The sequence below is a fragment of the Pseudomonas sp. MF6755 genome, assembly GCF_016405635.1.
In the GTDB taxonomy this organism is placed as follows: Bacteria; Pseudomonadota; Gammaproteobacteria; order Pseudomonadales; family Pseudomonadaceae; genus Aquipseudomonas; species Aquipseudomonas haemolytica.
This window is the reverse complement of the sequence record NZ_JAEKDA010000007.1, coordinates 261,290-279,619: the sequence shown is the minus strand read 5'-3', so window position 1 is coordinate 279,619 and position 18,330 is coordinate 261,290. Positions and strand designations below refer to the sequence as shown.

Annotated in this window: 19 protein-coding genes; 12 read left to right on the top strand and 7 right to left on the bottom strand. The window is 58.5% G+C overall.

The genetic code is table 11. The annotated features are described in order from the left end of the window. Positions 1-58 precede the first annotated feature (58 nt). Positions 59-361 carry a DUF2288 domain-containing protein gene (locus tag JFT66_RS11595; RefSeq protein WP_017530446.1) on the bottom strand — a complete coding sequence of 101 codons (303 nt, stop codon included), beginning with the start codon at positions 359-361 and terminating at the stop codon, positions 59-61. 341 nt (positions 362-702) lie between these two features. Here JFT66_RS11595 and JFT66_RS11590 point away from each other — a divergent pair, with 341 nt between their 5' ends. The 5 genes from JFT66_RS11590 (at position 703) to JFT66_RS11570 (ending at position 5,698) form a co-directional block, all read left to right on the top strand. Continuing rightward, a complete protein-coding gene (locus JFT66_RS11590) occupies positions 703-1,830 on the top strand; it encodes a branched-chain amino acid ABC transporter substrate-binding protein (protein WP_153837646.1) in 1,128 nt (375 codons plus the stop codon). Between the two features lie 227 nt (positions 1,831-2,057). Next, positions 2,058-2,981, top strand: a complete 924-nt coding sequence (gene livH, locus JFT66_RS11585) for a high-affinity branched-chain amino acid ABC transporter permease LivH (protein WP_003193535.1) — start codon at positions 2,058-2,060, stop codon at positions 2,979-2,981. Then, entirely contained in the window at positions 2,978-4,231 is a 1,254-nt protein-coding gene (locus JFT66_RS11580) for a high-affinity branched-chain amino acid ABC transporter permease LivM (protein WP_034118513.1), read from the top strand. The genes livH and JFT66_RS11580 overlap by 4 nt, the downstream gene beginning before the upstream one ends. Then, complete coding sequence (livG, locus tag JFT66_RS11575; RefSeq protein WP_005785832.1) at positions 4,228-4,995, top strand: high-affinity branched-chain amino acid ABC transporter ATP-binding protein LivG; 768 nt, start codon at positions 4,228-4,230, stop codon at positions 4,993-4,995. The genes JFT66_RS11580 and livG overlap by 4 nt, the downstream gene beginning before the upstream one ends. A 1-nt stretch (position 4,996) precedes the next feature. After that, entirely contained in the window at positions 4,997-5,698 is a 702-nt protein-coding gene (locus JFT66_RS11570; protein ID WP_034118512.1) for an ABC transporter ATP-binding protein, read from the top strand. A gap of 48 nt (positions 5,699-5,746) precedes the next feature. Here the strand turns inward: JFT66_RS11570 and JFT66_RS11565 are convergent, their stop codons facing one another. From JFT66_RS11565 to JFT66_RS11550, 4 genes are read right to left on the bottom strand one after another with little or no spacing between them, the layout of a single operon-like run. Continuing rightward, entirely contained in the window at positions 5,747-7,039 is a 1,293-nt protein-coding gene (locus JFT66_RS11565) for an MFS transporter (protein WP_162524813.1), read from the bottom strand. A gap of 12 nt (positions 7,040-7,051) precedes the next feature. Further along, a complete protein-coding gene (locus JFT66_RS11560) occupies positions 7,052-8,029 on the bottom strand; it encodes a hypothetical protein (RefSeq protein WP_034118511.1) in 978 nt (325 codons plus the stop codon). 23 nt (positions 8,030-8,052) lie between these two features. Further along, entirely contained in the window at positions 8,053-8,745 is a 693-nt protein-coding gene (locus JFT66_RS11555; protein WP_153837643.1) for a hypothetical protein, read from the bottom strand. Positions 8,746-8,747: 2 nt separating this feature from the next. Then, on the bottom strand, positions 8,748-9,740 hold the full coding sequence (locus JFT66_RS11550) for a hypothetical protein (RefSeq protein WP_198859287.1): 993 nt from the start codon (positions 9,738-9,740) through the stop codon (positions 8,748-8,750). Between the two features lie 776 nt (positions 9,741-10,516). Here JFT66_RS11550 and JFT66_RS11545 point away from each other — a divergent pair. From JFT66_RS11545 to JFT66_RS11530, 4 genes are read left to right on the top strand one after another with little or no spacing between them, the layout of a single operon-like run. Continuing rightward, positions 10,517-10,822 carry a BufA1 family periplasmic bufferin-type metallophore gene (locus tag JFT66_RS11545; RefSeq protein ID WP_034118508.1) on the top strand — a complete coding sequence of 102 codons (306 nt, stop codon included), beginning with the start codon at positions 10,517-10,519 and terminating at the stop codon, positions 10,820-10,822. 23 nt (positions 10,823-10,845) lie between these two features. Further along, entirely contained in the window at positions 10,846-11,724 is an 879-nt protein-coding gene (gene bufB, locus JFT66_RS11540) for an MNIO family bufferin maturase (RefSeq protein ID WP_198859286.1), read from the top strand. Next, the gene (locus tag JFT66_RS11535) at positions 11,721-12,497 is read left to right on the top strand and encodes an HvfC/BufC N-terminal domain-containing protein (RefSeq protein WP_153837639.1); all 777 of its coding nucleotides are present in this window, start codon (positions 11,721-11,723) and stop codon (positions 12,495-12,497) included. The genes bufB and JFT66_RS11535 overlap by 4 nt, the downstream gene beginning before the upstream one ends. After that, complete coding sequence (locus JFT66_RS11530) at positions 12,494-12,979, top strand: DoxX family protein (protein ID WP_034118505.1); 486 nt, start codon at positions 12,494-12,496, stop codon at positions 12,977-12,979. The genes JFT66_RS11535 and JFT66_RS11530 overlap by 4 nt, the downstream gene beginning before the upstream one ends. Here JFT66_RS11530 and JFT66_RS11525 read toward each other — a convergent pair. Next, the gene (locus JFT66_RS11525) at positions 12,976-13,884 is read right to left on the bottom strand and encodes a LysR family transcriptional regulator (RefSeq protein WP_153837638.1); all 909 of its coding nucleotides are present in this window, start codon (positions 13,882-13,884) and stop codon (positions 12,976-12,978) included. The two genes, JFT66_RS11530 and JFT66_RS11525, sit on opposite strands and share 4 nt — an antisense overlap. A 104-nt stretch (positions 13,885-13,988) precedes the next feature. Here JFT66_RS11525 and JFT66_RS11520 point away from each other — a divergent pair, with 104 nt between their 5' ends. From JFT66_RS11520 to JFT66_RS11510, 3 genes are all read left to right on the top strand, one after another. Beyond that, complete coding sequence (locus tag JFT66_RS11520) at positions 13,989-14,588, top strand: short chain dehydrogenase (RefSeq protein ID WP_153837637.1); 600 nt, start codon at positions 13,989-13,991, stop codon at positions 14,586-14,588. A 95-nt stretch (positions 14,589-14,683) separates the two neighbouring features. Then, positions 14,684-15,355 carry a COG3650 family protein gene (locus JFT66_RS11515; RefSeq protein ID WP_034118501.1) on the top strand — a complete coding sequence of 224 codons (672 nt, stop codon included), beginning with the start codon at positions 14,684-14,686 and terminating at the stop codon, positions 15,353-15,355. 106 nt (positions 15,356-15,461) lie between these two features. Then, positions 15,462-17,075, top strand: coding sequence for an NAD(P)/FAD-dependent oxidoreductase (locus JFT66_RS11510; protein WP_198859285.1), 1,614 nt, complete (start codon positions 15,462-15,464; stop codon positions 17,073-17,075). Positions 17,076-17,199: 124 nt separating this feature from the next. On the opposite strand, the gene JFT66_RS11505 is transcribed toward JFT66_RS11510, so the two are convergent. Next, positions 17,200-18,294: a PLP-dependent cysteine synthase family protein gene (locus JFT66_RS11505; protein ID WP_198859284.1), complete on the bottom strand. Its 1,095-nt coding sequence runs from the start codon at positions 18,292-18,294 to the stop codon at positions 17,200-17,202. Positions 18,295-18,330: the final 36 nt, after the last annotated feature.

The following is an 18,330-nucleotide window of genomic DNA, read 5'->3' as shown; positions in this document are numbered from 1 at the left end:
TACTCCGCTACACACTTGCCAAGGTGAAAAAGCCGCACCTTTTTAGTGCGAGCAATACTTACGCTGCCCTTTCCTGGATCAGAATCCAAGGCGAAACCACTACCGCCCACAGGCTCGGGTCACGTTCGACCAGGTCCAATGCCCGCGTGGCAGACACTTCGCCAAGGCTCCCCGCAGCCAGCCAGGCAGCGACTTTGTCGCGGTTATCTTCGGCCATTCCCTCGGCCGCTTCGATCAAATCCAGGCCGGCGTCGACCCACAATAGGGCACCCTTGGCAAAGAACGGCTCGAGCTCCTTCCAGGAAATTTCGGCGGTTTCACCGAGCAGCTTGGCATAGAGGGTGCTTGGTTCTTGGGTCATGGGAGTTCACCTGAGTAAAAAATCGGCGCAATCATAGCTTCGTAACTCCGGCAGAAAAACCCAGTAGCAAATGAGGTAGCGATTGAAAGTGCCAGAAAAGCCAGGGAATGCCTTAGAAGGCTGATATCAACCGCCGCAATTCTGTCTTTTTCTTTCATTTAAGCGACATGCCCGGGTTTTGCCCCCAGCTGCCAGCTTTTCAAGCGATCAACCGGCGCTCTACACTGTACCGGTACAGTTGCCAGGGCAATGCCGGGGGGATATCCGCGATATCTGATCCGGTTCTGCAGCTCACAAGGCCGCTAGAACTATAAAAAATACAACAGTAAGAGTGGAGCACTATGAATAAGGCTACTAAGCAGATTTCCAAACTGTTTGCCGCTATGGTCCTGGCTGGGGTTGCCGGCCATTCGTTCGCAGCCGACACCATCAAGATCGGCATCGCCGGTCCCAAGACCGGTCCGGTGACGCAATACGGCGACATGCAATTCATGGGTGCCAAGCAAGCCATCAAGGACATCAACGCCAAGGGCGGCGTCGATGGCAAAATGCTTGAAGCCAAGGAATACGACGACGCTTGCGATCCGAAACAAGCGGTTGCAGTCGCCAACAAAGTGGTCAACGACGGCGTGAAGTTCGTAGTCGGTCACCTCTGCTCCAGCTCCACTCAGCCTGCGTCGGATATTTATGAAGACGAAGGCGTTATCATGATTACCCCGGCCGCCACCAGCCCTGAAATCACTTCCCGTGGCTACAAGCTGATCTTCCGCACCATCGGCCTCGACAGCGCCCAGGGCCCGGCGGCCGGCAACTACATCGCCGATCACGTGAAGCCGAAGATCGTGGCCGTACTGCACGACAAGCAGCAATACGGTGAAGGCATCGCCACCGCCGTGAAGAAAACCCTTGAAGAGAAAGGCACCAAGGTTGCCGTCTTCGAAGGCCTGAACGCAGGTGACAAGGACTTCTCCTCGATCATCCAGAAACTCAAGCAAGCCAACGTCGACTTCGTCTACTACGGCGGCTATCACCCTGAGCTGGGCCTGATCCTGCGCCAAGCTAAGGAAAAAGGCCTGAACGCCAAGTTCATGGGGCCTGAAGGCGTCGGCAACGACTCCATCTCGCAAATCGCCCAGGGCGCTTCCGAAGGCCTGCTGGTGACCCTGCCGAAATCCTTCGACACCGACCCTGCCAACAAAGCCATCGTTGAAGAGTTCGCCAAGAACAAGCAGGACCCGTCCGGTCCGTTCGTGTTCCCGGCCTACTCGGCGGTTGAAGTCATCGCCGGCGGTATCGCTGCCGCGAAGAGCGAAGACACCGCCAAAGTGGCCGAGGCCATCCACGCCGGTACCTTCAAGACCCCGACTGGCGATCTGAGTTTCGACGCCAAGGGCGACCTGAAGGACTTCAAGTTCGTGGTCTACGAATGGCACTTCGGTAAACCAAAAACCGAAGTTTCCCCTCAGTAAGCCAGGCATTACTGGTCAACAAGCCCACTGTGCAAGCAGTGGGTTTTGTTTTACGAGGTTTATGGGCCATGTCACCCGCGATCCGGGCGCTGGCTCACCTGAAAATCTTAAAACCGTCACCAGCGGTTCGCTGGCAAACGCTTTGTGCAACCTGGTCACAGAACAGGGCACCGAGCCGGAAATGACTCCACCAGTGAAATGCGTATCGGGTTTTTAGGAGCGCTGTAATGCCTGAGATCTATCATTTTTTCCAACAGCTGGTTAATGGCCTGACCATTGGCAGCACCTATGCCTTGATAGCCATTGGCTACACAATGGTTTACGGCATCATTGGAATGATCAACTTCGCCCATGGCGAGGTGTACATGATTGGTTCCTACGTGGCCTTCATCGCCCTTGCCGGGCTGGCCATGATGGGGATCCACTCCCTGCCGCTGTTGATGACCGCCGCGTTCCTGGCATCGATCATCGTGACCAGTGCCTATGGCTACAGTATCGAGCGAGTTGCCTACCGTCCCCTTCGTGGCAGCAACCGTCTGATCCCGCTGATTTCCGCCATCGGCATGTCGATTTTCCTGCAGAACACCGTATTGCTGTCCCAGGACTCCAAGGACAAGTCCATTCCCAACCTGATCCCGGGGAGCATCTCCTTCGGCCCAGGTGGCGCACAAGAAGTGCTGATTTCGTACATGCAGATCCTGGTCTTCGTCGTCACCCTGGTGGCCATGCTGGGCCTGACCCTGTTCATCTCCCGCTCCCGTCTGGGGCGCGCCTGCCGGGCCTGTGCCGAAGACATCAAGATGGCCAACCTGCTGGGCATCAACACCAACAACATCATCGCCCTGACCTTCGTCATCGGTGCCGCACTGGCCGCCGTGGCGGCCGTGTTGCTGAGCATGCAATACGGCGTGATCAACCCCAACGCCGGTTTCCTGGTGGGCCTCAAGGCCTTTACCGCGGCGGTATTGGGCGGCATCGGCAGCATTCCGGGCGCCATGCTCGGCGGGCTGGTGCTGGGCGTGGCCGAAGCCTTTGGCGCCGATATCTTCGGTGACCAGTACAAGGACGTCGTGGCGTTCGGCCTTTTGGTTCTGGTGTTGTTGTTCCGTCCGACCGGCATCCTGGGCCGTCCGGAGGTTGAGAAAGTATGAGCAGATATCTTAAATCGGCGTTTTTCAGCGCCTTGCTGGTCTGGGCCGTGGCCTTTCCGGTACTCGGCCTCAAGCTGAGCATTGTCGGCATCAACCTGGAAGTGCATGGCACCGGTCCCGTGACCCTGACCATCATCGCCCTGTGTTCCGTACTGATGTTCCTGCGCGTACTGTTTACCCAGCAGGTCGGTGCCTTGTTCAAGGGCAACCGTGGCCCGTTGGTGTCGCCCAAGGTCAGCCAATTCCTGACCCTGCCGCGCACCCAGCGCTACATCATCATCGGCCTGATCATCGCCGCATTGATCTGGCCGTTCTTCGGTTCGCGCGGCGCGGTCGACATCGCCACCCTGATCCTGATCTACGTGTTGCTGGGCCTGGGCCTGAACATTGTGGTGGGCCTGGCCGGTCTGCTCGACCTGGGTTACGTGGGCTTCTATGCCGTGGGTGCCTACACCTACGCGCTGCTCTCGCATTACCTGGGCTGGAGCTTCTGGGTCTGTCTGCCACTCGCCGGTCTGATGGCGGCCACGTTCGGCTTCCTGTTGGGCTTCCCGGTGCTGCGCCTGCGCGGTGACTACCTGGCGATCGTGACCCTGGGCTTCGGTGAAATCATCCGTCTGTTCCTGCGTAACCTCACCGATATCACCGGTGGCCCCAACGGCATCAGCAGCATCCCCAAGCCGACGTTCTTCGGGCTGTCATTCGACCGTACCGCAGCCGAAGGCATGCAGACCTTCCACGAGTACTTCGGGATTGCCTACAACCCAGTGAGCAAAGTGGTGTTCCTGTACCTGGTGGCGCTGCTGCTGGCATTGGCCGCCCTGTTCGTGATCAATCGTTTGCTGCGCATGCCGATAGGCCGTGCGTGGGAAGCGTTGCGCGAAGATGAAATCGCCTGCCGTGCGTTAGGCATGAACCCGACAGTCATCAAACTCTCGGCATTCACCCTCGGGGCAACATTCGCCGGTTTCGCCGGTAGCTTCTTCGCCGCTCGCCAAGGCTTGGTGACCCCGGAGTCGTTCACCTTTATCGAGTCGGCGATCATCCTCGCCATCGTGGTACTGGGTGGCATGGGCTCGCAACTGGGCGTGATCCTGGCGGCGATCGTGATGATCCTGCTTCCGGAAATGATGCGTGAGTTCAGCGAATATCGCATGTTGATGTTCGGCGCCATGATGGTGCTGATGATGATCTGGCGTCCTCAAGGCTTGCTCCCTATGCAACGTCCACACATGGAGCTGCGCAAATGAGCCGCGAGATCCTGAAAGTCGAAAACTTGAGCATGCGCTTCGGCGGCTTGCTGGCGGTCAACGGCGTGGCCCTGACCGTCAAAGAAAAACAGGTTGTGGCGCTGATCGGCCCGAACGGCGCCGGCAAGACCACGGTGTTCAACTGCCTCACCGGCTTCTACAAACCGAGCGGTGGCAGCATCCTGCTGGACGGCCAGCCGATCCAGGGTCTGGCCGGTCACGAGATCGCCCGCAAGGGCGTGGTGCGCACCTTCCAGAACGTGCGGTTGTTCAAGGATATGACGGCGGTGGAGAACCTGTTGATCGCCCAACACCGTCACTTGAACACCAACTTCTTTGCGGGCCTGTTCAAGACCCCGGCGTTCCGCAAGAGCGAGCGCGAAGCCATGGAGTACGCGGCGTACTGGCTGGACAAGGTCAACCTGACCGAGTTCGCCAACCGCCCGGCCGGCACCCTGGCCTATGGTCAGCAGCGTCGCCTGGAAATCGCTCGTTGCATGATGACCCGTCCGCGGATCCTGATGCTCGACGAACCCGCCGCCGGCCTGAACCCCAAGGAAACCGAAGACCTCAAGGCGCTGATCAGCGTGCTGCGTGAGGAAAACAACGCCACGGTGCTGTTGATCGAACACGACATGAAACTGGTCATGAGCATTTCCGACCACATCGTCGTGATCAACCAGGGCACGCCGCTGGCCGACGGGACGCCGGAGCAGATCCGCGACAATCCTGAAGTGATCAAAGCCTATCTGGGGGAAGCGTAAAATGCTGCAATTCGAAAACGTTTCCACTTTCTACGGCAAGATCCAGGCCCTGCACGACGTCAATGTGGAAGTGCGCCAGGGCGAGATCGTCACCCTGATCGGCGCCAACGGTGCCGGCAAATCGACCTTGCTGATGACCCTGTGCGGTTCGCCCCAGGCTCACAGCGGCAGTATCCGCTACATGGGTGAAGAGCTGGTGGGCAAGCACTCCGCCGAGATCATGCGCAAGAGCATTGCCGTGGTACCGGAAGGTCGTCGGGTGTTCTCCCGCCTGACCGTGGAAGAGAACCTGGCCATGGGCGGGTTCTTTACCGACAAGGGCGACTACCAGGAGCAGATGGACAAGGTGCTGCACCTGTTCCCGCGCCTCAAGGAACGCTTCAGCCAGCGTGGCGGCACCATGTCCGGCGGCGAGCAGCAAATGCTCGCCATCGGCCGGGCGCTGATGAGCAAACCCAAGCTGTTGCTTCTGGACGAGCCTTCCCTGGGCCTGGCACCCATCATCATTCAGCAGATCTTCGACATCATCGAACAACTGCGCAAGGACGGTGTAACGGTGTTTCTGGTGGAGCAGAACGCCAACCAGGCGCTGAAAATTGCCGACCGCGCCTACGTGCTGGAAAACGGCCGGGTGGTGATGCAGGGCACCGGCGAGCAATTGCTGACGGATCCGAAGGTGCGTGAAGCCTATCTCGGTGGCTGAGCCATTGGCGTCAACAAAAAACGGCCTTCGGGCCGTTTTTTTTGCGATTTAGAGGCTCGCGGCAAGTTGACCTTTGCTGGCCCGTTGGCCGACCAGCATCAATCCGCCCCCCGTCAACAGCAAGCCCGCCGCGAGGAAGATATACAGGCCATACACGTCCAGCGGCATATCGAAATACCCGATAACGCTCTGCGCCAGGTTAAGCGTTTGGGAACACACCAGCGTACCGGTCAGCGATGCGATGGCCAGCACGGGTGTGACCGTTGCGGATACACGCCCCATATAGCCTTCAGGCACAGCCTCTTGAAGCATCGGCCCTTGAACAATCGCAAACACCGAAAAGAACAGCCCGCAGCAGAACATCAGTGCCCAAGCCAGGTAAAACGGTGGATGCAGCGAGTACGCCAGGTAGCTGAAACCCATGCACAGCAACGAAATAGTAAATGCCTGACGTGTACTCAAGGACTTCAGCAACGGCCGCACCAGCACGGCGGCAATCAAGCCTCCCACTGGGAACGCCGCGAGTATCAAGCCGTATTCATAGGGGCTCAAGCCCAGGGTTTTGAACGCATACAAGGACAGTGCAACATTATTGACCCCCAGTGAAAACCCATACAGCGCAACACCGATCAGCAGCGTGCGAATGGACGCGTGCCCCCAGGAAAACCGCAGCCCCGCGAGCAGCCCATGCCAGAAAGGCAACCGTTGCTGCTCGGCCAGCAACGTCCTGCGCAGGCCTTGGGTGGAGGCAATACAGAGTGCCGAACACGTAAAGGCCAGCACATTGATCAGCAGTGCCACAGCAGGCCCTACCCACACAAATAACGCCGGCCCAAGGGAAGCCGACAACACTGAAATACCCGTCAAGGAAAACATCGCCTTGGCTGAAGCTTCAACGCGTCGCGCAGAAGGGATGACCACCTGCATGATCGCCTGACGCGACGGGTTGAAAAATTGCGCAGCGGTGCTGTTAACCAACAACAACAGCAGAACCCCGGCAAGCACTTGCATCTGATCAAGCCCTGCCAGCGAATAGATCACGAAAAAGATCAGGAAGTTGAGCACCCGAATAGCATCCGCCGCGATCATCACGTACAGCGGGGCCATTCGATCAACCCAGGCTCCGGCGAGTGGCGCCACAAACACACGCGGGATGGCCGAGGCCGCCACTGCCAGGCCCACTGCCGTCGGTAAAAAGGCACTGTTGTGAAACAAGTCCGTCACCAACCAGACGATGACCGTGCTTTCAAAAACAAACTCGCCAAACGATGAAAGCGCTTGCCCCAGCCATAGGAATGAAAAATTCCTGCTGATGAAAAAATCTGTAAATCGGTTCTTCACAGCCAAAGCACCCTATTGGTCGTAACTACATTCAAAGGACTCTAGCAACCGCTGGGCACAAGACCTGATGGGTTCGGACACTCCGAACTTCGCAGCGATTTCGAGTGCTGCCACGGCGTTCTTGTTTCCTTTAACCGCTTCACCGATCGCCGTCAGGTCTCGCCATTGTTCCCAGGACGGATCAAAGGGTGTGAGGGGTGGATGCCTGTCCTTCCAGTAAAAACCCCAGGTATGCCAACCCTCATAGAACGTTTGCCAATCCTGGGTCAACAGCGGCTTGGCAAAGTTACTGAGCGCCAACGGATCAGCCAGCGGTTGAAACCGAGCCTCGATGCTGCAACGCCAACCCTCGCCGGTATTGGTGGCGCCCCCATGCGGGGTGAAGGTATTGAACAACAGCACATCACCCGGCTGTAATTCGAACACATTCTTTGTGCCCAGCACTTGCGGGCAGACTTGCCAGCCTGATGGATTGAGCGCCAGCTCGAGCGGTAACAGGGTCTCGCCGGGCTTTTTGTTATAAACCGGCAGCGACCCCGAACTCTCATCGACATTAAAAAACGGCGCCCATAAGGTGATTTGCCGGTCACTGCCTTGTAGTTCCGGAAAGTCCTGGTGAACGCCGGGCGAACAGTGCAGCGAAGAATCCAATGGCGCCAGACCCCGCACCCATTTGACCGGGTGGACAAACACCTCATCGGTATCGAGTAGCACTTTCATCACCTCGATCACTGCTGGGGCCTGAAAAAGTACTTCGGTCAGCTCAGAGCGCATGACGTCGACGAACTTAAGCAGGTCGGCGTCGGGCTGCGCGGGCTCCGTGAATCGAGGCTGCCCCCTGTGGGTAAAACCGTCCGCTATCCGATGATGGAGCAATTGCTGCATTACTTTTTCAGCAAGTACCGTCAGCGTCTCGTTGTCCAGCAACTTGCGAACAACGACGTAGCCCTCTCGCTCGTATGCATCCCTCAGCGGCGAAAGTCTGTTCATTTTTGCAACTCCTTGCGACGCACTCAGCCTGGAAAAACCAGCCGAATGGCATAAAGAACATCCCTTTCTTCACTCAGGCGCAGCATCTGCGACGCTGTTTCTTCATGTACCGCCGGGGTCATTCTGGCCACGAGACCTTGATGCTGCCCTTCCAATAACAAGGCATGACCGACACGCCCCACATCCAACAAGGCTTTGGCATAGGCAATATCGGGATCGGTGAATGCGTCAACGGCAAATTGCCAATTGATTCCAAGCAGCACCGTGATGCCGTTACCCCCAGCCCAGCCTTGGCCCTGAATGATCTTGGCGACTACCTCGCTGTCACTGGGGCGATCCGAACGTTTGAGCGCTCTGGGCGTATGGTCCAACGACCATGCTGCATCCGCCCAACCTTGTACACCCTGGGTCACGACGCCAGCGAACAGATGTGTCTCCTGGGCCAACGCCTGGTAAAGGCACCTGAGGACCGCCACCAGTACCGAGGAGGGAACGTCCCGCTCGGCAACTGAAGTAAAGCTGCGTCTTGAGATAGCCCGCTTGAGGTCATACCCGGACACTAGCTTATCCAAAAGGTAACGATGACTTTGAAAAGCCTGCGGCCGAGCCGCAAGATCACTCTGCAATGTCTTCAGGAATACATAGGGGCGTTCCCAGTTATGGTGTTCCCACGTCTCGGGGATCAAACGCTCATTACCGCACTGGCTTACGTACATCATTAATTCCACCCCTCCAGCAACCCGATTGAAAACGCCGGAAGGCCGTCATCCGATGACTCATCCGTAAAGTCTTTTGCGTACTCAAAGTCCACGACAAACCGTGATGTGTAATGCCAGTTGCAATAACTTGCCAACGCCGACAATTGAGCCTCTGCATGCCCGGCATCGACCAGTAAGGCACGAAAACTGCGCGGGTCGCGATAACGGAACATTGAACGTCTCACCGCAGCGCACAACACCAGCCTTACCACCCAATCGGCATCGGAGTTTGAAATGCGCTCGGCATCCATGGAGGCCGGCAATGTGCGGGAGAGCAGTTGCAGCGAACTCTTGGTCGGGGAAAAATAGTAGACACCCGGCTCAAGCAGCGGCGAACGATGGACTTCAACAAAACATTCCGTGGGGTGCCTGGCACCGCCTGAAGGGATGGACTTCTTCAGCAACTCAACTTGGTGATAATCACGTTCGCCGTCGTAATACGCTGGTTGGTGCAAGCGCACGCCGAACGTCCCCGACAACATCATACTGAACTGATAAAAAACAGAATTGCGCAGCTCGTCGATGTCCAAGTTGACCGCGTCAATGATCGCGACATCGTGACTTGAGTCAACACTCAGCTCGACGGGCGGATACTGATGTTCCTTGACGTAGGCGGCCATGATCCGGGCGTCTGCCTCCAACGCCGATAGGCCTTGGGACATGTCAAGAAAGGGGTGATTCTGTGTGGCCAGGTGATAACCGGATTTGGGCTCATCCACTACCGGCGTACAGACGTTAGCCAGCAAGGTACCGATGTCCGCCTCACTGAGGGTGTTATCGAGTGCGATCGCTGCTTTCAAGTGATCGGCATTTACCGCCCGACCGCAGTGCTCGGCAATGAACCTGCCCAAGCCTTTGGAAATTTTGACGCCGTTACAGCCTGAAGAGTATTCAACCCAACATTCTTCTTTGCCGTCGTCGAATACTAATACCGCTGGAGTTATAAAGTACATAAGCTGCTCCTTGAAGGCCTGGAGAGCTAACTCTCCAGGCCCACTGCTTCCTTATTTAGCCACTTTTACCGGCTTTGGCTTGGAAGGCAGTTTCACATGCATCAAGTTGCAGGTGGCACTTTGCAGCAGGGCTACTTTTACTTCTTTCATTGTCACATTCCTTCTTAGTTAGACTGGAACACTCTCCAGCAGAGTCGTTCGTGAACTGCGCATTTCATTTGTCGCCGGCAAAAACAAACTAAACAACCAAAAAACAAAAGTCAAAAGAATAAATCCTTAAATTTACAACTGACTGTTCTCTATACAAAAAACTAATGTATGCGCCCAAGAATGGGGACAAAGCGCTTAATCCAAACAAAAAGCCTCTGTGCAAAAGACTCGTCACCCTCCACGAACTACCTCTTCGCCCCGAAAACGCAGACACTTAGAAGTGAATACATAAGAAACCACGCCGTGTATTTAAAAACTAAATAGTCGGCTTACATAATGTATCTGTACTAAAACCAGATCAGATGATGTTCCCGTATTAATTCAAGAATGGCACTGAGCGAACGTCATCAATCGTCCCTCACGTGATTTGGCTGATAGCAATGTGCGCAAAATGCAGTATGAACTCGCGAATGCCTGAAGCTCTTGGCTCAGGCATTCGCGAGCGCTTTTTGCCGGCGCGTTGAATTTTTTTGTCAGCCGCTGTAACGCATTGGGATGTCCTCACTCTAGTGGGGTAAGCAAGCACCAACGCTTCCTTACACAAACCTCACTGCTGGAGATACACCATGACTACTAAAACCCGTTCGCTGTCCGCCGCTACCCTCGTTTTGGCCCTGGGTTCGGCCCTGAGTCTTTCCGCCCTGACCAATACCGCTCACGCAGCCGACGACATGCAGAAATGCTTCGGCGTGGCTGAAGCCGGCAAGAACGATTGCGCCGCAGGCGCCGGCACTTCCTGCGCCGGTACCTCCAAAACCAAAGACCAGGCCGACGCCTGGAAACTGGTCCCCGCCGGCACTTGCACCAAGACCCCAAGCAGCACCTCGCCGACCGGTTTCGGCCAGGAAGCCGCCTTCGCCGCCAAATCCTGAAACCCAGCGCCGCCTGAGTAACGATGATGACGCCTACTCCTCACTACACGGTCTCACCGGCTCAGGTGCCCGGCCTCCCCTTGCGGGCCGGGCTGGGGCTAAAGACCGAGCACTTCGCGCAAGTGCTCGAGACCTGCCCCGACATCGGTTTTTTCGAAGTACACGCCGAAAACTACATGGTGGCCGGCGGCCCGTTTCATCACTACCTGGGATTGATCCGCGCGCAGTACCCACTGTCGTTGCACGGCGTGGGCCTGTCCATCGGTGGCGAAGGTCCGCTGGACCGTGAGCACTTGGCACGACTGGCCACGCTGATCGAACGCTATCAACCCCAGTCTTTTTCCGAACACTTGGCCTGGTCCAGCCACGGCCCGGTGTTTCTCAACGATTTATTACCCCTGGCCTACGACGCCAGCACCTTGAACCGGGTGTGCGAGCACATCGACCAAGTACAAAACACGCTCAAGCGGCCGATGTTGCTGGAGAACCCCTCCACCTACCTGCAGTTCGAGCGCTCTACCCTGGACGAAACCGACTTCATCAGCGAGATCGTCCGCCGTACCGGTTGCGGCCTGTTGCTGGACGTCAACAACGTCTACGTCTCCTGCATCAATCACCAGCGCGCGCCATTGGCCTATATTGATGCTCTGCCATTGCACGCAGTCGGTGAGATTCATCTGGCCGGCTTTGCCGAAGACACGGACAGCCTGGGCGACCGCCTGCTGATCGATGACCACGGCGCGCCTATCGATAACGCCGTGTGGCAGTTGTACGAGCAGGTACTGACACGAACCGGGCCGGTGGCCACGCTGATCGAGCGGGATAACCAGGTGCCGGCTTTCAGCGTGCTGCAGGCCGAGGCCCGGCAGGCGCAATGGTATTTGTCGCAGGTGGCCCGATGAGCATTCAACAGGCATTTGCTCACGCCTTGCTGACGCCAGACGCCGCCTGTCCCGAGGGTGTGTTCAGCAGCAACGGTGCCGACCCGGCGAGCCGCTTCGCGGTGTATCGCAATAATGTCCACAGCTCGTTGATCAATGGGTTGGCAGCCGCCTACCCAGTGGTGCGGCAACTGGTCGGCGATGAATTTTTCCACGCCATGGCCGGCCTGTACGTACAAGGCCAGCCGCCCACCAGCCCGCTGATCAGTGATTACGGCAGCTCATTAGCTGACTTTATCCAGGGCTTCGAACCAGCCTCGACCGTTCCTTACCTGGCAGATATTGCACGGCTGGAACGCCTGCGGGTTCGCGCTTACCACGCAGCGGATCGACAGCCGCTGGGCCAGCAAGACGTTGTCCAGCACCTGCAAGCTCAAGCGCAACTGGGGCAGTTACGTATGCGACTGCATCCCTCGCTCGCCACATTGAACTCCCCCTACGCAATCGTCGCGATCTGGGCGGCGCACCAGACCGACGGCGCTATCGCCAGGGTGAACCCCTGGTATGCCCAGGGCGCGCTGGTCTTGCGCCAAGGGTTGACGGTCAAGGTGTTCGCCATCGACAGCGGATCGGTGACGTTTATCAACAGCCTCAGCCACGGCGCCGGACTAGAGGTGGCCGTAGCCAAGGCCCTTGAAGTTTCGGACGAGTTCGACCTGCACCAATGCCTCACGCTGCTGATCAGCCACGACGCCATCACTCATTTGCATCTGGAACAAAAGGTATCGCCATGAACACTTCCGCTCCCTGCCTGGTAAAACGGACCGTCGCACTGTTCGAAAACATCCCCTACAGCGTGATCGCCTTTATTGCGCGCTTTTCCATTGCAGCGGTGTTCTGGAAATCCGGGCAGACCAAAGTTGAAGGCTTTGCCATTGATCTGATCAGCGGTACGTTCCAAGTGGGCGAACCCAAACTTGCTGCTTCGACGTTGTGGTTATTCCGCAGCGAATACAACCTGCCGCTACTGTCACCGGAAGTGGCCGCGCACTTGGCAACCTTTGCCGAGCACTTTTTCCCGGTGCTGATCCTGGTGGGGTTCGCCACGCGCTTTTCCGCCCTTGCCCTGATCGGCATGACCCTGACCATCCAGTTGTTCGTCTACCCTGACGCCTACCCTACCCACGGCACCTGGATCGCGCTGTTGTTGCTGTTACTCGCCAAGGGACCGGGCTGCCTGTCCATCGACCAGTTGATTGCCCGTCGCTATCGCTAAAGCCGGTCCAGCGCCTCGCCGCTGCGCTTGAACCAGTCCACCAGGTAGTCGGCCAATACCTGGGTACGGCGCGGCAGGCCACCTTGATAGGGATGAACCAGGTACATCGGCATGCTGCGCGTCTGATAGTCGCGCAGGAGCCAGCGCAATCGGCCGTCAGCCAGTTCCGTCGGTAATACGTAGGAAGGTAGGCGCGCAATACCGGCACCCACCAGCGCGGCTTTTTTCAACAGGTTGTAGTGGTTGGAGGCGAAGGTGCCGCTTACCCGTACCCGCAGCAGTTCGTGCTGCTGGTGATACAGCCATTCCTCACGGCCACTGTAATGGCTGTTGAGCAGACAGGTGTGGGCCGCCAGGTCTGCCGGGGTCAGCGGCTCGCCGTGCTGTTCAAGGTAGGCCGGGCTGGCGCAGGTCATCTCGTGCCAGGCCAGTAAAGGCTTGGCCACCAGGCGTTCATTTTCGATGGCACCCGAGCGTACACCCAAGTCAAAGCCATCCCGTGCCAGGTCCCGGTAGCTGTTGTTCAGCTCCAGCTCGATCTGCACCTGTGGGTATTGCTTGGAGAACTCCAGCAGCAAGCCATCGAAGAAGGTTTCCCCCAATGACACCGGAACGGTCATACGCACGGGGCCGGCCAGATCGTCCTTGAGCCGCGCCAACGCCTGGCGTGCGCGCTCCACTTGCACCACCAGCGCTTGTGCCTGAGGCAGCAATGCCGCACCGGCGGCGGTGAGGCTCAGCTTGCGCGTGGTGCGGTGCAGCAGCACCACGGCAAACTGCGCTTCCAACTGGCTGATGCGTTTGGACAACTGCCCCTTGCTGCAACCCATTTGCTCGGCCGCCACAGTGAAGCTGCCAGCTTCGATCAGCACCGCGAAGGCCGCCAGGTCATCCATTTCACTCATGGATTGTTTCCATTTGAAAACCAAAGGTTGCCTATTAGCGCGTTTATCCGACTAAAAAGCCACACTAGACTGAACCCTCACTTAACCCCTGGAGGAACAGCACGATGAGAATCCTATTGATTGGTGCCAGCGGCACAGTCGGTTCGGCGGTGAAGGCGGAACTGGCCCAGCGTCACGACGTGATCAGCATCGGGCGCAACAGCGGCGACTTCCAGGTGGACATCAGCGACAGCGCCTCGATCCGTAGACTGTTTGAACAAACTGGCAAGTTCGACGCATTGGTCTGCGCTGCGGGCAGCGTCAACTTCGTAGCCCTGAGCGACATGAGCGAAAGCGATTTTGAACTGGGCCTGCGTGACAAGCTGATGGGCCAGGTCAACCTGCTGCTGATTGGTCGGGAGTACGCCAACGACGGCGCTTCGTTTACCTTCACCAGCGGCATTCTGAACCGTGATCCGATTCGTACAGGCGCCTCGGCGGCATTGGTCAACGGCGCATTGGATGCATTCGTCAAAGCGGCAGCCATTGAATTGCCACGCGGCCTGCGTATCAACGCGGTCAGCCCGACAGTTCTACTGGAGGCCATGGGCAGCTATGCACCGTACTTCCGTGGCTACAAACCAGCCCCAGCTGCCGACGTGGCACTGGCTTACGCAAAAAGCGTTGAGGGCCTACAGACTGGCCAGACCTTTATCGTAGGCTGAGTTTGACGTCTGTCAGAAACGCCTGAAGCCGGCGAGCGGGCTTGTGATGCGGCGCCAGCCTGCGTAACGTGGCGGCACTTGTCTGGAGACCCGATATGCGTGCCGCCCGTACTTTCGCCCTGTGTGCCTTGCTTCCTCTGTTCGCCGCTTGCCAGATGTTCGAAAGCGAGCCGGCCAAGCCCTCTACCGTAGGGCTGACCCGTATGCAGGGGGAATTGACCGCGGTGGGCGGCAAGTTGCTGTTCCAGCCGTGCGGTGACCAGCGTAACTACTTGGTCAAGGACACCGGCGGCACCAGCATCCTTCAGGAAGCTGCTTCCCTGGCCGGCCAGCAAGGCGCACTGTTTGCCGACCTGCGCGGCAAGTTTTCCGGCGTCGCTACCGGCACCCAGGGCGAAGTGGAGCTGCAACAACTTTACCGTGTCGAGCGTTCGACCTCAGCCTGCACCGACCCGGACTTCAAGCGCATGATCCTGCGCGCCAACGGCCATAAACCGGCCTGGGCGATGAATGTCACGGCCAAGGGCATGGTGCTGGAGCGTGAAGGCCAGCCGCCGCTGGCAGTGCCATACGTCGAAGAGCAACTGGGCGACGGCCGCTTCAACCTGATGACCGAAGCCAATAACCAGCACATTGAACTGTGGGTGGCGCCCCAGCGCTGCGTCGACAGCGTAAGCGGCAGCCTGCAACACATGAGCGCCGAGTTGCGGGTCAACGGCCAGGTACAGCGTGGTTGCGCGGCGTTTGGCGGCTCGCGGGACGACTGATTCGGCCCTGCGCTGTTTTAACATGACGGAAAGTTGCCATTGGGGCTTATAATCACCGGTTTGCAAAACAGCCGGCCTCCTTGCCCGCCGCCTACCGGATCCTGTCATGTTACGAATCACCGAACTCAAGCTGCCCATCGACCATCCCGAAGAAGACCTGCGGCCTGCCATCGTGCAGCGCCTGGGCATCGCCAGTGATGACCTGCTCGATTTCACCCTGTTCAAGCGCAGCTACGATGCCCGTAAAAAGACCTCGGAGCTGTGCTTCATCTACACCGTCGACCTGAACGTGAAGGGCGAAGCCGCCCTGCTGCTCAAGTTTGCCGACGACCGCAACGTCAACCCGGCGCCCGACGTCAGCTACAAGGTGGTAGGCCAGGCGCCGGCAGACTTGGTTGAACGGCCAATCGTGGTGGGTTTTGGCCCTTGCGGGATCTTCGCCGGGCTGCTGCTGGCGCAGATGGGCTTCAAGCCGATCATCCTCGAGCGCGGCAAGGAAGTGCGCCAACGCACCAAGGACACCTGGGGCCTGTGGCGTAAAAGCGTGCTCAACCCCGAGTCCAACGTGCAATTTGGTGAGGGTGGCGCCGGGACCTTCTCAGACGGCAAGCTGTACAGCCAGATCAAGGACCCGAAATTCCACGGCCGCAAAGTGCTGCACGAGTTCGTCAAGGCCGGCGCGCCGGAAGAGATCCTCTACGTCAGCAAGCCGCATATCGGTACCTTCCGCCTGACCGGCGTGGTGGAAAATATGCGCGAGCAGATCATCGCCCTTGGCGGTGAAGTGCGCTTCGAGCAGCGGGTCACCGACGTGTTGATCGAGGACGGCCAATTGAACGGCGTGGTCATCGACGGCGGCGAACAGATCCTCTCCAAGCATGTGATTCTCGCCCTGGGCCACAGCGCCCGTGACACTTTCCGCATGCTCCACGGCCGCGGCGTGTACATGGAAGCCAAGCCGTTCTCGGTGGGTTTCCGTATCGAACACCCGCAGTCGCTGATCGACGCCGCACGCCTGGGCAAGTACGCCGGCCACCCGAAACTGGGCGCGGCCGACTACAAGCTGGTGCACCACGCCAAGAACGGCCGTTCGGTCTACAGCTTCTGCATGTGCCCGGGCGGCACCGTGGTGGCCGCGACCTCAGAACCCAATCGCGTCGTCACCAACGGCATGAGCCAATACTCGCGTAACGAGCGCAACGCCAACTCCGGCATTGTGGTCGGCATCACGCCCGAGGTGGATTACCCGGGTGGCCCGCTGGCCGGTATCGAGTTGCAGGAGCGCCTGGAGTCCCACGCCTACATTCTCGGCGGCAGCAACTACGAGGCCCCCGCGCAACTGGTGGGCGACTTTATCGCCGGCAAACCGTCCACCGCCATTGGCAGTGTGGAGCCTTCCTACAAGCCCGGCGTATCCCTGGGTGACCTGGCCCTGGCCCTGCCGGACTTCGCCATCGAAGCGATCCGCGAAGCCCTGCCGGCGTTCGAGAAGCAGATCAAAGGTTATTCGCTGCACGACGCGGTGCTGACGGGTATCGAGACCCGCACCTCGTCACCGCTGCGCATTACCCGTAACGAATCGATGCAGAGCCTGAACGTCAAAGGCCTGTTCCCGGCCGGGGAAGGCGCGGGTTATGCCGGCGGGATTCTGTCGGCGGGTGTGGACGGGATTCGGATTGCCGAGGCGTTGGCGCGGGATATGCTCGGCATCGAAGCCTGAGAACACTGCAGTAAAAAATGTGGGAGGGGGCTTGCTCCCGATTGCGATCTGTCAGTCAAAAACGTTCTGACTGAACCACTGCCATCAGGAGCAAGCCCCCTCCCACATTTTGATTTGCGCTGGGTCAGATATTGGCGCACAGGATAGTTTTGGGCAACGGCTCACCACGCTCCACGCTTGCCGCAACGGCTGCCATCAACCCTTGCAACTCATACCCCTGCCCCGCCAGCCACGCCTGATCGTAATAGGTGGTGGCATAACGCTCGCCGCCGTCACACAAGATCGCCACGATCGACCCCGACTCCCCCGCCGCTTTCATCTGTTGCGCCGCCATCAAGGCGCCGATCAGGTTGGTCCCGCTGGAACCGCCGACCCGCCGACCCAGACGCCCCGCCAGGTAATGCATGGCCGCCAACGACAACGCGTCTGGCACCTTGACCATCGCATCAATCACCGCTGGCAAAAACGATGCCTCGACCCGCGGCCGACCAATCCCTTCGATCCGTGAACCACAGTCCAGGCGCAGGCTGGCGTCGCCGCTCTGGTAGAAGTCGAAGAACACCGAACGTTCGGCATCAGCGCACAGCACGCGAGTGCAATGCTGGCGATAACGCACATAACGGCCCAGGGTCGCGGTGGTGCCGCCGGTGCCGGGGCTGGAAATCAACCAGCTGGGCTCCGGGTGCTGCTCAAAGCGCATCTGCTGGAAGATCGACTCGGCGATGTTGTTGTTTGCCCGCCAGTCGGTAGCGCGTTCGGCATAGGTGAACTGGTCCATGAAATGACCGCCGCTTTCCTTGGCCAGGCGTTCTGATTCGGCGTAGATCTGCGTCGGATCCTGGACCAGATGGCTCTTGCCGCCGTAGAAGGCGATCTGGGCGATCTTCTCCTGGGACGTGGTAGCGGGCATGACCGCTATAAACGGCAAACCCAGCAGTCGAGCGAAGTAGGCTTCGGAGATCGCGGTGGAACCACTCGACGCTTCAATCACCGGTGCACCGGGCTTGAGCCAGCCATTACACAGCGCGTACAGGAACAGTGAGCGGGCCAGGCGATGTTTCAAGCTGCCGGTGGGGTGGCTGGACTCGTCCTTGAAGTACAACTCGATGCCCGGCAAACCCGGTAATGGCAACGGAATCAGGTGGGTGTCGGCGCTGCGCTGGAAGTCTGCTTCAATGATGCGAATGGCTTCGCGGGCCCAGGTACGGAGGTCGCTCATGGAGGGTTCTCTAAAGGTTTTCAGCCTTGATCTTAG

Coding starts and splice junctions, on each gene's coding strand:
- JFT66_RS11570 (WP_034118512.1), top strand. CDS start 4,997: ATGCTGCAATTCGAAAACGTTTCCACTTTCTACGGCAAGATCCAGGCC.
- JFT66_RS11525 (WP_153837638.1), bottom strand. CDS start 13,884: ATGAGTGAAATGGATGACCTGGCGGCCTTCGCGGTGCTGATCGAAGCT.
- JFT66_RS11535 (WP_153837639.1), top strand. CDS start 11,721: ATGAGCATTCAACAGGCATTTGCTCACGCCTTGCTGACGCCAGACGCC.
- JFT66_RS11530 (WP_034118505.1), top strand. CDS start 12,494: ATGAACACTTCCGCTCCCTGCCTGGTAAAACGGACCGTCGCACTGTTC.
- JFT66_RS11520 (WP_153837637.1), top strand. CDS start 13,989: ATGAGAATCCTATTGATTGGTGCCAGCGGCACAGTCGGTTCGGCGGTG.
- JFT66_RS11595 (WP_017530446.1), bottom strand. CDS start 361: ATGACCCAAGAACCAAGCACCCTCTATGCCAAGCTGCTCGGTGAAACC.
- livG (WP_005785832.1), top strand. CDS start 4,228: ATGAGCCGCGAGATCCTGAAAGTCGAAAACTTGAGCATGCGCTTCGGC.
- JFT66_RS11590 (WP_153837646.1), top strand. CDS start 703: ATGAATAAGGCTACTAAGCAGATTTCCAAACTGTTTGCCGCTATGGTC.
- JFT66_RS11550 (WP_198859287.1), bottom strand. CDS start 9,740: ATGTACTTTATAACTCCAGCGGTATTAGTATTCGACGACGGCAAAGAA.
- JFT66_RS11560 (WP_034118511.1), bottom strand. CDS start 8,029: ATGAACAGACTTTCGCCGCTGAGGGATGCATACGAGCGAGAGGGCTAC.
- JFT66_RS11555 (WP_153837643.1), bottom strand. CDS start 8,745: ATGTACGTAAGCCAGTGCGGTAATGAGCGTTTGATCCCCGAGACGTGG.
- JFT66_RS11505 (WP_198859284.1), bottom strand. CDS start 18,294: ATGAGCGACCTCCGTACCTGGGCCCGCGAAGCCATTCGCATCATTGAA.
- bufB (WP_198859286.1), top strand. CDS start 10,846: ATGATGACGCCTACTCCTCACTACACGGTCTCACCGGCTCAGGTGCCC.
- livH (WP_003193535.1), top strand. CDS start 2,058: ATGCCTGAGATCTATCATTTTTTCCAACAGCTGGTTAATGGCCTGACC.
- JFT66_RS11545 (WP_034118508.1), top strand. CDS start 10,517: ATGACTACTAAAACCCGTTCGCTGTCCGCCGCTACCCTCGTTTTGGCC.
- JFT66_RS11580 (WP_034118513.1), top strand. CDS start 2,978: ATGAGCAGATATCTTAAATCGGCGTTTTTCAGCGCCTTGCTGGTCTGG.
- JFT66_RS11510 (WP_198859285.1), top strand. CDS start 15,462: ATGTTACGAATCACCGAACTCAAGCTGCCCATCGACCATCCCGAAGAA.
- JFT66_RS11515 (WP_034118501.1), top strand. CDS start 14,684: ATGCGTGCCGCCCGTACTTTCGCCCTGTGTGCCTTGCTTCCTCTGTTC.